The organism is Stieleria sedimenti (genome assembly GCF_025060895.1).
Taxonomy (GTDB): domain Bacteria; phylum Planctomycetota; class Planctomycetia; order Pirellulales; family Pirellulaceae; genus Stieleria; species Stieleria sedimenti.
On sequence record NZ_JANZKV010000357.1, the window covers coordinates 1 to 13,011 of the forward strand.

Sequence of the window (13,011 nt, forward strand, 5' to 3'; positions counted from 1 at the left end):
TGCACACCAACACTCTTGCCTACGGTTCGGAACACGATGGTTTAACCATAACGTACTCTTGACGACCCGTCTTGTACGTCTCTCGAAACGGAAAACTCGTTCGATGGTTCGTTTGATCAAATCAATTTTGACGATTGTTGTCGGTACGGTTCTGTTGATCCCGATCGTGTTGGCGGGGTTGAAGGCGATGGGCAACTTGCCTCGACCGTTGATCGACCGTGCGGTGAATCATCTGCCGATCGAATTGACATCCGCTGTCGGTTTACGGTCGGCCGATCCGGTCGTCCTCGGTGAGTGGCCTCCGGTTCGGGGTGACAAATTCCCCGATCTCATGCTGACCGATCAGACCGGCCAAACGGTTCAACTGTCGGACTTCGCGGGCAAGATCATCTTGGTTGAATACGCAGCGATTCCCTGTGAAGGTTGCCAAGCCTTTGCCGGCGGCAAACAACATGGCGCGTTTGGCAACTTCACCGTCCAGGCCGGACTGGAATCAATCGAACACTACGCACAGCAATACGCAGGTGTCACGCTTGGCAGCGAAGATGTCGTGTTCGTTCAAGTCTTGCTGTACGGACGGTCCGTGTCGGCCCCGACGCAAGCCGAGGTTAACGGTTGGGCTGAACACTTCCACATGGATCGCGATGCGAATCAAATTGTGCTCCGTGGCGATCCCTCCATGCTCAGCCGGCAAACCTACGAAATGATTCCAGGGTTCCACTTGATCGATCGTGATTTCGTGTTGCGTTCAGACTCTTGCGGACACCATCCGCACGATGATCTGTACAAAGATCTGTTACCGATGTTGCGGACGATGGCGCGGTAGGTGCGCCGAGGTTCGGGGACAGCATCAATCTAGACACGGCATCTGGAATGTTGCCCATTTGGCTTTCCCGGCCGCGAAAACGCTTGCGGACCGCGCCCGGGGGGCTTCATACTGATCCCCATTCGTCTGCAGTTCTTATTCGTGGGGATCCCCGTGACACGTCCATTGTCCAATCGCGCGCCGATCACACCGTTCGTTCGCACCGTCGGGCTACTCAGCCTGCTTTCGATGTTGATTCCGCTGTCGCTCGGGGCTCAGGACTCGGAAGAACTTTCCAATCGCGAGCGAGTCGCTGCGGATCGTTACCTTCAGGTCTTGCTGCGTCGGCCGCGCCCAGGCGTCTCGCTCGATCGCGTGTACGGATACCACGTCCAAAACGATTCGCTGGACGAACTGGAGAAACAGCTCTCTGATCCCCAGGCCGACGACGCCGGGGAACGTCAGATGGTTTGGGGATTGGTGCAGTTGCAGCGTGGTCGTGCGGCGGAGGCGGCACAGATTCTGACGGCAGCGGAATCAAAGTTGCCCGACGATGCCGCATGCAGTTTTTATCTCGGTCGCGCCTACTTGGCAGTTGGACAGACCGAGCAGGCGGCCGCCGCGATGGAACGGGCGCTCGATCGCGGGCCGTCGCGCGCCGAAGCGCTGCCGATGTTCACGCAATTGGGGAGGATTTACAGCCGCGCCGGCCAGCGGGAGAAGTCACTCGCGGTCTGGACTCGGCTGGAGCAGTTGTTTCCCGGCGACACGCGGGTCGGCGGCCAAATCGCACGGACGCTTGCCGAAGAAGGGAATTACGAAGAAGCCCTGAGACGCTACGAACAACTCGCGCAGCGTTCAAAACAACCCGACGAGAAAATCGCGATGGCCGTGCAAGCGGCCGAAATGCGACGCAGAATGGGAAACGCCGACGAGGCGACCGAGTTACTCGAAAAGATTCTGGCGCGGTTGAACCCTGGCAGCTGGCTGCACACGGACGTTCGCAACCGGATCGAAGCCGGTTTTCTGAAGTCGGGTGACTACGACGCTTTGGCAGACTACTACAAACAACAACTTGCCGATCGGTCAGATGATCTGTCGCTGCAAACACGTTTGGCCCGGATCCTGATCACGGCGGGCCGATTGTCGGAAGCCAAGACGCTGTTGGACGCTGTCGTCGCTCGTGCACCGGACGATACCGAAGCTCGATCGACGTTGATCGATGTGTTGATCAATCAAAACAACGTCGCCGAAGCGGCCGAACAATTCAGTGAGCTTGCCAAGCGCGACGCGGACAATCCCGATCACTTGGTGCGGTGGGGACAGGTGTTGTTGGAGGACACAGAGACGCCGCTGGAGCAACGGCGCGACGCGGCGGCGGACGTCTGGTCGCGGTTGGCAGACACCCGCAGCGACGACGCCGTGACGCTCTCGCAAGTCGCCGACTTGATGCGCGGCATCGATCGAAGCGAAGACGCGATCGAGCTGTATCGCAAGTCGATCGATCTGGATCCCGGCTCGCCCCAGTATCGGGAATACTTGGGCGAGTACCTGCATTCGCTCGATCGCAAGGACGACGCCGTCGAGGTTTGGCAGTCAATCGCCGAGGGTGACCGCCGCGGTCGTGAATCGTTGGTCCGATTGGCCGAAGTGTTTGGGGCATTCAAGTTGCCGGCTCTGGCACTCGATACATGGGGTGAGGCTGCGGAATACGATCTGACGTTCGCGCAAGAGTTACGTTACGCGTCGAAGTTGACCGAAGCCAAGCAATACGAAAACGCACTGAAACGTTTGGACGCGGCGGCGACCATCGCGGAAACGCCGGATGAACAAGAGCAGTTGCTCAAAGACCGGATCGCCGTCTATCAAGCATCGGGGACGTTGGAGCAACAGATTCGACAGGTCGAAGCCGGACCGGAGACCGCCGACTCGCTTCGAACGTTGGCGTTGATGCACAGTGCGGCCGGCGATCTGGTCAATGCGGAACGCTCGATTCAACACGCGCTGAAAATGGAACCGGACAACACCGACGTGTTGCTGGTTGCGGCAGACCTTGCCGAGCGTCAGAACCGATTGAGTGACGCCGCCGAACTGTTCGAACAACTCGCCACGGCGGACAGCCGGTTCCGTACCAATTACTTGCAACGCGTCGCCGGTCTGCAGGTGCGACTGGGACAGACCGATCAAGCGATCGAGACTTGCGAAGCCGTCATTGACGCCAATCCGGCCAGCCCCGAGTCGTATCAGTTCTATGCGCGAACCGCGTTTGGCGTCAATCGCGACGAAGAAGCGATCGCCGCACTGCGTCGAGCGATGACGGTCGCACCCCGCGACAACTCTCCGCGACGGATGTTGGCGAGCCATTTCGCCGATCAATACCGCACCGACGAAGCGATCGAATTGTATTGGCAGGCGTTGAACTATGAAGTCAAGCTCGATGACAAGATCAATGTGATCCGAGCTCTCGCCCCTTTGTACGATCGCAAGACAGACCTGCAGACGTTGCTCGGTCGAATCGAAGAGATCAATCGCAAAGACGGCAACGCCCGAGCGACCAGTTTGATGGTCGCCGCCGCCCACGAATCCGTGCAGGACTTCGGTGCGGCGATCAGCGCGATCGATCAGTTGCTCGCCGTCCAACCGCGCGACGTCGCATTGTTGGAAACCATGGTGCGTCTGGCCGATGCGGCCAACGAAGTGGAACAGGCTGCGGAGTACCAACAGCGAATCACGGAACTGGCCAACACGCCGGAAAACCGATTCAAACTGGTGGAATATCAATTGGAAGCCGGCACGATCGATGTCGCCCAGGCGCTTTCGCAACGATTGTCGTTTTTGTCGGATCCTTCGCGACTGGGCGGCATGGTGCGTTCGGCGGCGCGACGTGGTGACCTCAAAACGGCACGCGCGATTTGTGAAGAAGCCCTGCGAGCGGACGACAGTTTGTGGGACATTAAACTGTCGCTCGCGCAGTTGTTGCTGATGGACCGAAGCGGAGACGACGCGGAGGCGAACCGCGAACGGGCGATGCAGTTGGCCAAGCAGATTCGTGCCGCCGACGTGCCGATGGATGCCCCGGCACCGACGCGACGCAAGCAGACGAACACGACCGTGTCCAGCAATGGGGTGCCGGCCGGTTATCAGTCCAACCCGATGTACTGGAGCCAGGCGTCGTACCAACTGGCCCAAATGTTACGCGTCGGCCGCTACGCCAACGCATCCTACTCGTCTTCCACGCCGAGCGCGACGATCGAGGCCACGTCGTTCGGGCACGCCCGTGTGATCGCCGCATCGTTGGTTTTGATGAATGAATTGATCGGTTTGCCGGACGGTCAAGCGGCTGATGCGGTGCAGGCAAAATTGGATTCGGAGTTTTCCGTCGAGGACTGGAACACGGTCACCGATCCGATGGAGATTTGGGAACAATTTGCGCTGATGAATGTGATGTCGTTGGTCAGCAATCAGCCCGTTGCAAGTCCGTTCGGACCGACGCCGCCCAACCTTTCCGCGGCGGCGAAAGCCAAAGCGGACGCGTTGCGGCAGAATCAAATGAAAATGATGTGGCGGCTGGCGGAACTCGACCGCAGCTACGGGATGACGCCGCTGTTGCAGTTCCTTTCTCAGCGGATGATGGCCGATTCGATGCCCGCCGAGCGACAACCCGACATGACGCCATTGACCGAGAAGGAGCTCGAGATTCTCGCGTCGATCAACGAGCGCGTGCAAGCGTCGGGAATGTCGTCCGCGGCGTTGATGGGGGCTCCTCCTGGCGCGGCGGAGATGATGTTTCAAGCGATTCTCGGTCACGAATTTAATTTGGCCGGCCAGGAAGAAAAGGCCGCGCAATTCGCACCCGAGCCTCCCGGTGCGGACGCCAGCTACGACGAAATCGTCGGCGCGATCCAGTTTTACCTCAGACTGGGAAAACCGGAGCAAGCCGACGGGTTGGTCAAGCGACTGCTGCCGGCGGCGCGACGAGAAAAACCCAAAGCACCGGTTCAGGGATTCAGTCCCATCACCCAGATCATGATGGGCGGCGGCGAGGCTGCCAAAGCGTTTAACGAACGACACGAGCGGTCGATGGTCGATGCCGTGATCGCGGGTTGGGCGAAGTCGACACTCAACGCGGCAAGTCGCTCGACGACCCTTGGCGATGGCTACGTCAATACCTACGCACAGACCGGAAGCGGCGGGTTTCGGTCGGTCCGCATTCGTGGCCCCCTCTCGCCCCGGTTGTTGGATTCCACACTTGCCCAACAGGTGCTGGCGTTCTCCGCGACCGACAGCGATGCCTCCGCGAACCAAGCTCAAACGCTCAGCGGCCAACCTCAAACGCCAACGCTTTCGGCGGATCTGATCGGGCATCTGCAGACTCCGCTCAGCGACGCGCCGCTGGAAGAGCGAAAGACGCGTCGCGTCGTTGCAGCCTATGCCCATTGGTGGGCGGGGCGTCCGGAGAAGTGTTACGAACAGCTGGTCGACCTTTGCGCCGAATTCCCCAGCGACGTGGACTTGCAAATCGAGCGTGCCCGATTGGCAAGCGAGCTGAAACAACCCCGTTTGGCGCTCGAAACATTGGATTCCTTCAGCCCGCTGGACAGTCGCATGCTGGTCCGCAAAGAGATGGCGGCGATGAATCTGGCAGCCGAGATCGGGGACACCGAGCGAGCCAAGGTTGCCGCCGAGCGGTTGTTCGGCATGCGGTTGGACGTGCAGATGCAACTTGCCCTGGCCGATCAGCTGAAACGACTGGGGCTGAATGATCAAGCCAACGCGATGCTCGCGCGAACACGAAGTGGTCGTGTCCGCGACGAGAACACCGAGCTGCAGATTGCACGCGCGTTTCTTTCCGCGGGAGACAAAGAGGCCGCGGCCGAGGTCGCCTATTCACTGATGCGACGACTTTCATCCGGCCGGTCACAACGCAGTAATCAGTCGTATTATCAGCAACAAGTCGTCTCGATTCTGCAGTCGGCCGGCCGGCTGGAGCCACTGATCGAGCGTGCCAAACGGCGCGTCGAATCGTCGCCCAAGGCGATTCGTCCCAAGCAGGAACTGGCTGAACTGTATGTCGCCGCGGGTCGCGGGGACGAAGCCAATCAGGTCTGGGAAGACCTGTCCGAAGACGTGCCGGTCAACGCCGCGCAAATGATCGCCCGCGCCGACGCGATGGTCAAAGCGAAACGAAACGCGGATGCCGTTAAGTTGTACTTGGATGCCTTCGAAAAAGATCCCAGTCGGCTCAACAACGATTACTACAAGATGAGCAATGCCGCGCGGTCCGCGGGTGAAGAGACGATCGACGAAATGTATCGTCGGCTGATCAAGATCCCGGTGGAAAGTATCCCGACGTATCGGATGGACGAGCTGGCCCGATTGGGATCGCGGAGCACATTGAGTGATGCCAAACGAAAGTTCATCGCGCATTTATTGAAATCGCCGGCCGCCCAGGCACAGGTCTACAACATTGTTCGCAATCTGCCGGACGAGCAGCGCAAGCAGATTCCGGAATACCGCGAGGCGATTCTGAGTGCGGCTTGCAGCAACGACTCGTTTTCAGCCAATTCTCAGCTGTGGAACGTCAACAGTCGCAGCAGCGGAGGGTTTGCGATCGGACCGCTCGCGGACACGTTGGTGATGATCCAAACCGACGCGGATGCGAATCAAAGGTTCCGTCAGGCGGCGGAGATCGCGAAGGATATGGAGTCGTACAGGTTGGGCGCGACGTTCCTGTTGGCATTGGTCGACACCGACAATGCGGAAAAGGTGCCCGATAGCCTGGCATCGATGCGGGCTTGCATCGAGCGCCAGCCGGACGAACCCTCCAACACGCCGACGGTCTGTTCGGGACTGTTGTGGCAAGCCGGGCAGGTCCTGGAAAACGTCGACGGTGTGCCTGCCGATTTCTTGATCGATCTCTATCAAGAGGCCAAGCGGTCCAGTACCTCTTCGAGTAGCAGCCCGCAGTACACGTTGGACCATCGTTTGATCGAAACCTACAAAAAGGCCGAGCGTTTCGACGAGGCCCGTGCGCTGCTGCTGGAAATCTATCGCGTCACCGATTTTTCGAGCCAGAATCAATACAACCCCGGATACGGAGACTATCAGCAGCTGCAGTTGAATCAATGGGTGGCCGAACAACTGCTCGCGTGCAATTCACCCGTCGATGCCTTGATCGTTTATCACGCGGCATTGTCTAAGCCCGAGCGATTCGAAAGTGCGGCGCGTTGGGGCGGCAGTCGCGCTTCGAAGGAGACATTTGAGAACGGCGCGAATGCGACGGCGGAAAAGATCACCCCGGAGGTCGCCGCGAATCATCTGATCCGTCAGGTGGAGGGTTGGGAGAAGGACGTGGAAGCCAATCCGGTCGAGTTGATGGAGGCGTCGGCGGAAACGATCCTGGCCTCGGACTCGCCATCCAGTTTGGGGCTCGCGATCCGAGTGGCGGTTGCGGACGAGGAAGCTCGGGGCACCGTCGCGGCGTTCGCGGAAAAGGTCGGCAAGCTAGCTGAACGCCACAGCGATTCGTGGCAATTGGCGGCGCTGCAGTTGATGACGGCGTGTTACTTGGGCGATGATTCCACGGCCCCGCTTGCCGAGACGTTGTTCGCGCGTTTGCCGGCCGAGTCGGAACTCACCGACGAGAACAATCAGGTCGTCGACCGCGTCAAGGCGACCGCCCTGTTTGATCTGTATCCGGTCGCGCGGGCGGCCGGTCGATCGGAGAACAAAACCGACCAAGAGATCGGCGCGCGATTGGTCCGCTACATGAGCAAGGTGGCCGAATCCGCCAACGACTCGTCGATCGCGCTGGCGCTGGCGGAAATCAGCGGAGACGCGTCGCAGTCCATCTCCCGGATCTTGGATTTAATCACCGCCCAGTCGCAACCGGATGCGCCGCTGTCGCAATCGTTGGTCGATCAATGCTTGCAGGTCGCCAAGGACGCCGCCAAGGCCGGTGAGATCGACACGTCGATGCGGGCTCTGCAATTGGCGCTTCAAAACGGTCCTCCGCTCCGCAAACTGTCGACCGGAGGCGATGCGTTTGCGATCACTTCGTCACGAAATTCTGCTGCCTACGGCTCTCGTGAACAGCAGACGGAAATGGACCAGTTGGCCGACAAGGTTGCCGCCATAACCGATGGGCTTTCCCAGGCGATCGGCGTTCCGTTTGAATTCAAGCTCAGTTCCTACCAGAGCGATCGCGACCGGCAAATCGATCGCCAAGCGATGAGCCGTGTGGCCGATGCCTACCTGGAGATCTTCGCCCCGGCCAATCGGCCCGGCACGGTGTTCAATTATTCGAAAAAGATCGCGACGTCTTCCTACGACCGGATCCGATCCGATGATGACATCGTCGTCTCCTCGGCATCGATGGTGTTGGCGACTGCGGCGGCGGCCTGCGGTCGAGCCGATGAGCTTGCTGCGACGCTGGAGAAACGTTTGGCATCGGCCGACCACAACGTGGAGTTGTCGATCGCGTTGGTTCAACTCGCCTTTGCCGCCGGAAACATGGAGCGTCTGGCCGCGTCGCTGGATCGCATGATGGAAGCCATCGGCAAAGAACTTCCTCCGCCGGGGCAACGACCCGCCGGCACGGGGCCGCTGACGACGATCACCAGCCAGATGGCCAGTGAGTCACAAAAGAAGTCGGAAGTGGTCGATCGGGTGATGCACGCCATCTGGCCGATCGTTGCGTCTGATTTGATCAGCGACGCGAAAGACAAAGGGGGTGCAAGCTTGGCTGATGTTTCGAAGAATGTGGCTGAATTGCTCCGGCGCACCGAATCGCTGATCGGATCCGACAGCTACACCGCCAACCGGCACCGCGAAATCCGTCGGCGGCTAGCGCTGAGGTACGTGGCGATCGCCAAGGCCAGCGGCGACATCGAAGTCATCGACGACTACATCCAATCCGAGTTGGACACGATCGAGACGCAGCCCTATCCCAGTGGAGTCGATCTGCAAGATTACAAGCGGCGTGCCCTGGAGCGGTTGGCCGTCAGCATGATCGATGACGGGTTGACCGAGCAGATGGATCCCGTTTTCCGCCAAGCCATCACCGAGCATTTCAATACCCAACGCAACTATTCCAATCGGTTTGAATCTCACGTTTGTCTGGCGATTTCACAGTTGCCCGCCGACAAACGAATCGAGCTGTTGGAGAAGTTGACGTTCGGCCGCGACGGCGACTATCCGATCGCGTATTTCGACGCGTTGGTCAGCTACGAGATTCCGCCGCCGCTGGTACGTCGGCAACATCCGATGCTCGATGCAGTGATCAATCTTCCGACGAGCACCGGGGACTACCCGGTCGTCAACTCGTTGGTGATGTTGATCGATGCCGCAGTCGCGGCGGGGCAAACCGGGCCGGTCCTTGAGAAACTGCAGCGCAATCGAAAGACGGTCGGGGATGAAGCCGATATGGCGGCGGCGTTGTTGAAATTGGCGGCGGCCAAGTCGAACGCTGGCGAAACGGCTTCGCTGCTGAACGAAATCGCGCCGACGTTGCGCGCCGTCGGTGATCGATTGGCCAAGAATCTTCCCAAGCAGAACGACAAAAGTCTTCGGTTTCCGGCGTTGGAGACGCATTTGATCGTTCGTGCGTTCGAAGCGGGGCTGCCCGTCGCGATTGCGGAACCGATGATTCGCAATGTAAAAGTTTACGCGATTCGCGGACAGCGAAACTTTATGGTTTCCGCCGTCGCCCGCGCGACGGCAGCGATGGGCGTCGGTCGGGCGGCGGGCGCGACGACGGATTCACCGCTGGAGCATTTTAACGTCGTTCCGATCTCCGCTCGCTATCGCGGAGACAACGTGCTTTTGCCGCCGCTCTACGCCGTCGGTCCCGACGGCTGGATCAGCGGGACCAGCGGGTATGAACAGTCGCACCTGATGTTCAAGTATCCGCTCAGCGGTTCGTTCACCTTCTCGGCGGAGATTCAAGACGGGGGCTGGGGCGAAGCCGACGTCGCTTATGGAGGTGTGATTTACCAAGGCAACGGATGGCAACAAACCGCCAAAATTTTGGGAATGGGCAATCGCGGACAGGTCGAGTTCAAGGTCGGGGCGATCCGCCAAGGCAAGCCGAACGTCGAAGCGGTTTCGGTTTCGGCCGACCGTGTTCAAGCGTTGTGCAACGGCGAGCCCTATGTCAGTGACACGGTGACGGGTTCATTCCCCTTCGTCTCGATCCATCATCACAAGTATCGCACGACGCATTTTCGTGACGTGCGATTCTCGGGATCGCCCACGATTCCCGATGAAGTCGATTTGATCGATCCGACGATGCGCGGCTGGGGTGTGCTGACGCGTGGAAAGTCGATTCCAAAGATGTTGCTGCCGATCGGGCCGAAGCAAAACGAGCAGTCGATCCTCAAGTTCCGCGAAAAGATGCAAGCGGACTTGGCGAACGGGCCGTTGGCGGACGGGTGGAGTGTTCGCGAGGGAAAGCTGCACTACAACGGCAAGCCCGCCGATTCCGGCAGTCGGGCGAGCGAATCGGCCAGTCACATCGAGTACCTGCGACCGATTCAGGACGGGGAATCGATCGAGATCGAGTTTTATTGGAAGACCGGGGAAACGGAGTTCTCGCCGACGATCGGACGAACGGTGATGCGGTTGGGACCGGAGGGGACAACACCGGATTGGATCATCGCCAACGGTGATTTGGCATCGGTCGGGTTCATCAACGTCGCAAACGTGGACCCGCCCTATTCAGCCATCGCGGCGGACAACGTGCCGAACGATGAAGCTTGGAATACGCTGGTGATGTCGCGCGACGGCGATCAATTGACGCTCACGCTCAACGCTCAACCGCTGACAGCGATTCCCGTCCAAGGTCACGAACGACCGGGCCTCTATCGTCACGAGAAGTGTGACGTGACCGTCCGCAAGATTCGATTGACGGGGGATTGGCCCGATCAGGTTCCGGCGGAGTTGATGGCGCGTTAGCGGAGGCACTCGTTCCCAGGCTCCGCCTTGGAACGAGTCGGGTGGTGGTGGGCGAGTTGGGCGTTACGTCCTTCGCCAGAAGGTCGGGAAGACCAACACCAGCACGCTGAAAACTTCGACGCGTCCGAGCAACATCAACCAGACGAACAGGAATTTGGCGCCTTGGCTGAACCCGGCGTAGTTCTGAGTCGCGCCGACGACACCCAGTCCGGGGCCGATGTTGTTGAGCGTGGCGGCGACGGCGCTGGCACAATCGAGCAGTTTTTCGTCCAGCGTGCTATCCTCGACCATTTCTGTCGATTCGTCGGAATAGCCCCACGTCGAGCTCGGTTCGAAGGTGACCAGCAGCATCCAAGAGGCGATGAAAATCCCCAGGATCAAACAGAAGTAGACCATGATGCCGCGGAGCATTGCCGGATCGTCGGCGGTGGTGCCACCGATCCGAATCAGTCGGACGACACGGGGACGATACGAAAGTTCGATCTCGCGGAGCAGGATTTTATAGAACAGCACGTGCCGAATGACTTTCATTCCACCGCCGGTGCTGCCGGCGCACCCGCCGATGAACATCAACACGAGCAGGCTGCCGCGGGCGAAGTTGTTCCAGCGATCGAAGTCGGCCGTCCCGTAGCCGGTGGTCGTCATCACCGAGACGACTTGAAACAGCCCGTTGCGAAAGCCTTGCCCGAGGGATTCGAAGCCGACATCACCGGCACGCATTCCGAAGAATAAGATGCACCCGCTCAGTCCGACGATGATTCCGATAAAGGTCTGAAACTCCACATCTTGAAACAGCTGCCGCGGCCCGCCGGTCAGGGTTAAATACAGCAAGGTGAAATTGGTGCCGGCCAGGATCATGAAGAGGATGGTGGTGTACTCGATCAGTGGACTGTCGAATCCGCCCAGCGATCGGTTGTACGTGCTGAACCCGCCGGTGGCCATGGTCCCAAAGGCGTGACAGAGCCCGTCAAAGAGCGTCATGCCTTCGAGCATGTAGATCACCGTCAGGATCGCGTTCAAGCCGCAGTAGATACCGGCAAAGACGAGCGCGGTGTGTTGCATCCGGGGCATGCTGCCTTCTTTGCTCGGCCCCGGCATTTCGGCGCGGACCATCGCCTTGCCCGCGGATCCTTGACCGAGGATGGCGACGAACAACACGACGATGCCCAGTCCGCCCAGAAAGTGGGTCCAGCTGCGCCAGAAAAGGATGCAGTGTGGCACGGAGCTGGGGTTCTCCAAGTCCGTCAGAACGGTCGCGCCGGTCGTGCTGAAGCCCGACTGCGATTCGAACATCGCCTCGATGAACGTGATCGATTGATCGGCGGCGATTTCGGTTCCGCTCAAGTAATACGGCAACGCGCCCAGCACGGTCGCCAGTACCCAACTGAGTCCGACGACGGCCATCGCCTCCTTGCGAAACAGGGGTTTACCGCGATTGCCGCGTCCGCTGACCAGCAACAGCGTCCCGACCAACAAGCTGATCGCCATGCTCAAGACCAGACCGCGGATCCCCTCGCGTTCCAACGCCTCGGCCGCAGGCAGATGGGTGCGGTTGGCCAGCAGCGGAAACGCAAACGGCAGACTAAAACTCATCGATCCGCCGATCAGCAGACAGACGATGCCGAGCACGCGGCTGAGAAGTCGAAAATTCAAGGCTTGCGGGTCCTATCAGGGGAATCAGCTGTTTTCCGCCAGGATTGTAGTGCGTTTGTGCAGAATGTCGCGGGTGGCGATTGGCATCCGGTTTGCTTTTCAACACTCCCGGCCTCGAAAAACCCTTCCCCAGGGGATGAACGACGGTCAGGCGGTCGGCGCTGGAGGCGGCGTCGATCGCCACTTTTTACGTGTTTTCCCCCGTCTCACTCGGATTGATTCGGGCCGGACGCGGTGCCGAGACCATGCGGCAGTCGGTGCATTTTGCAACACGCAAATTGATACACTGACGTCCCCACCGAGGGCTCGCGCCCTACCGCTAACAAAAAGCGGAAGGGGTTAGCGGAACGGCGAGCGGATCGGAATCGGTGCCGTCAATGGTGAGCCGCCGGCCGTAAGGCCTCGGGCCGTGCCAGAATGCCCGGCCGCTTACGCGTCACGGCTCACTCAATCGCCCGGTCGCTGCGACGCAGTGACGGTGGGCGGCTAAAGCCCAATACCGCTAAGTTAACATGAATGAGGGGGCCCGGACGCTGGCGCGAACCGGCTGATGTCAAACGAATATCAGCCGTTTGGCGCGAGCCTACGGGCCCTCATCT

3 protein-coding genes are annotated in these 13,011 nt (G+C 59.7%); 2 read left to right on the top strand and 1 reads right to left on the bottom strand.

Features of this window, described 5'->3' with window-relative positions; translation table 11 throughout:
* The first annotated feature begins 103 nt into the window (after positions 1-103).
* Together NZK35_RS33645 and NZK35_RS33650 are read left to right on the top strand one after the other, a co-directional pair.
* A complete protein-coding gene (locus tag NZK35_RS33645) occupies positions 104-826 on the top strand; it encodes a redoxin domain-containing protein (protein ID WP_259636915.1) in 723 nt (240 codons plus the stop codon).
* Positions 827-979: 153 nt separating this feature from the next.
* The gene (locus tag NZK35_RS33650; RefSeq protein WP_259636916.1) at positions 980-10,759 is read left to right on the top strand and encodes a tetratricopeptide repeat protein; all 9,780 of its coding nucleotides are present in this window, start codon (positions 980-982) and stop codon (positions 10,757-10,759) included.
* 63 nt (positions 10,760-10,822) lie between these two features.
* Here the strand turns inward: NZK35_RS33650 and NZK35_RS33655 are convergent, their stop codons facing one another.
* Positions 10,823-12,352: a TrkH family potassium uptake protein gene (locus tag NZK35_RS33655; protein WP_323379692.1), complete on the bottom strand. Its 1,530-nt coding sequence runs from the start codon at positions 12,350-12,352 to the stop codon at positions 10,823-10,825.
* Positions 12,353-13,011 lie beyond the last annotated feature (659 nt).

Excerpts from the sequence above, each read along its gene's own strand:
- NZK35_RS33655 (WP_323379692.1), bottom strand. The coding sequence starts at position 12,352 with ATGAGTTTTAGTCTGCCGTTTGCGTTTCCGCTGCTGGCCAACCGCACC.
- NZK35_RS33645 (WP_259636915.1), top strand. The coding sequence starts at position 104 with ATGGTTCGTTTGATCAAATCAATTTTGACGATTGTTGTCGGTACGGTT.